The organism is Pseudomonas sp. KB-10, assembly GCF_018221585.1.
Taxonomy (GTDB): domain Bacteria; phylum Pseudomonadota; class Gammaproteobacteria; order Pseudomonadales; family Pseudomonadaceae; genus Aquipseudomonas; species Aquipseudomonas yangonensis.
This window is the reverse complement of sequence record NZ_QYYB01000026.1, coordinates 1-1,760: the sequence shown is the minus strand read 5'-3', so window position 1 is coordinate 1,760 and position 1,760 is coordinate 1. Positions and strand designations below refer to the sequence as shown.

The 1,760-nt window shown below is 65.8% G+C and carries 2 protein-coding genes; both read left to right on the top strand.

All coding sequences use genetic code 11. From position 1 onward, the window contains the following. The coding region (locus tag DXK50_RS24800; RefSeq protein WP_461818895.1) for a TraG/VirB4 family ATPase at positions 1-976 on the top strand (976 nt) is incomplete at its 5' end. Then, positions 973-1,707 carry a P-type conjugative transfer protein TrbJ gene (gene trbJ / locus DXK50_RS24795; protein WP_212632142.1) on the top strand — a complete coding sequence of 245 codons (735 nt, stop codon included), beginning with the start codon at positions 973-975 and terminating at the stop codon, positions 1,705-1,707. The genes DXK50_RS24800 and trbJ, both read left to right, overlap by 4 nt. Positions 1,708-1,760: the final 53 nt, after the last annotated feature.

Below are 1,760 nucleotides of genomic sequence, written 5' to 3'. Positions count from 1 at the left end.
GGTGCTGAGCCTGGGTGGCGAGCACTACGACCTCGGCGGCGATGGCGACCTGGCCTTCCAGCCTCTCGCACGCATCGATCAGCCGGGATACCGCGCCTGGGCCGCCGAGTGGCTGGAGGCTCGCCTGCTGCAGGAAGGCGTGGCCGTCGGCCCCGAGCAGAAGGCTGCGCTGTGGACCGCACTCGACAGCCTGGCCGGTGCGCCCGAGGCGCAGCGCACGCTGACCGGTTTGTCTGTGCTGCTGCAGGACAACGCCCTGCGCCAGGCGCTGCAGCCCTACGTGCTGGGCGGCGCACATGGCGCGTTGCTGGATGCCGACCGGGATCGTCTGGGCAGCGCCGACGTGCAGTGTTTCGAGATGGAAGAACTGATGTACAGCAAGGCGGCGGTGGCTGCCGTGCTGAGCTACCTGTTCGCCCGTTTCGAGGAGCGCTTTGACGGCGCGCCGACACTGCTGATCCTCGACGAGGCCTGGCTGTTCCTCGACGATCCGCTGTTCGCCGCGCGCATCCGCCAGTGGCTCAAGACCCTGCGCAAGAAGAACGTCAGCGTCATCTTCGCTACCCAGTCGCTGGCCGACATCAAGGATTCCAGCATCGCCTCGGCAATCATCGAGAGCTGCGCCAGCCGCATCTTCCTGCCCAACCCGCAGGCGGGCGAGCCGCAGATCCGCGGCATCTATCAGAGCTTCGGCCTCAACGACCGGCAGATCGAGATCATCGCCCAGGCCACGCCCAAGCGTGATTACTACTACCAGTCGCGCCTAGGCAACCGCCTGTTCGACCTCGACCTGGGGCCGGTAGCGCTGGCCTTCGCCGCCTCGGCCAGCCCGGCCGAGCAGCGCGAGATCGACCGAATCCAACAGTCGTCCGGCGCAGCCGGTTTCGCCCCTGCCTGGTTGCGTCACTGCGGCCTGGACTGGGCCGCCGACCTGCTCACCGCTTATCCCCCGTCACGCAAGGAGTGCTTGCCATGAGATCCCCTGTCCACCGTTTTCCCTGCGCAACGCTGCTGGTATTGGGTCTGCTGGCCGTGAAGCCGGTAAACGCTTTCACCGTAATCGATCCGACCAACCTGGTGCAGAACACCCTGACTGCGGTGCGCACCCTGGAGATGGCGAACAACCAGGTTCGCCAATTACAGAACGAGACCCAGATGCTGCTGAACCAGGCCCGTCACCTGCAGCGCCTGGACTACAACGTGGTCAGCCAATTACGCGCGAGCTTGGCCAATACCGAGCGACTGCTCGCCGAGGCGCGAGGGCTGGCCTACGAAGTGCAGCGCCTGGATCAGGAGTTCAGCCGACTCTACCCGAACGAGTACACCGGCGACGTCAGCAGCCAACGCCTGGCAGAAGAAGCACGCGAACGCTGGCAACAGGGCCTCGACGGGCTGCATACGGCGCTGCGTGTACAGGCTCAGGTGACGCAGAACCTGGCCGAGGATGAGAGCGTCTTGTCCGCTCTGGTGCAGCAGAGCCAGTCCGCGGGTGGCGCCTTGCAGGCTGCCCAGGCTACCAATCAGTTGCTGGCCCTGCAGGCCAAGCAGTCGATCCAGGCGCAGCAACTGCAGATCACCCAGAACCGTGCCGTCGCCCTGGAGCTTGCCCGTCAGTCTGCAGCGGCCGAGGAGGCACGCGAACGGCGGCGTCGCTTTATGGGCAACGGCACGCCCTATACCCCCTACCCCGTGCAGTTCTATCGGTAGGGAGGCGACTCCATGAGATTCCTGGCACTGCTGCCGCTGCTGGTGCTGGTCGC

Excerpts from the sequence above, each read along its gene's own strand:
- trbJ (WP_212632142.1), top strand. The coding sequence starts at position 973 with ATGAGATCCCCTGTCCACCGTTTTCCCTGCGCAACGCTGCTGGTATTG.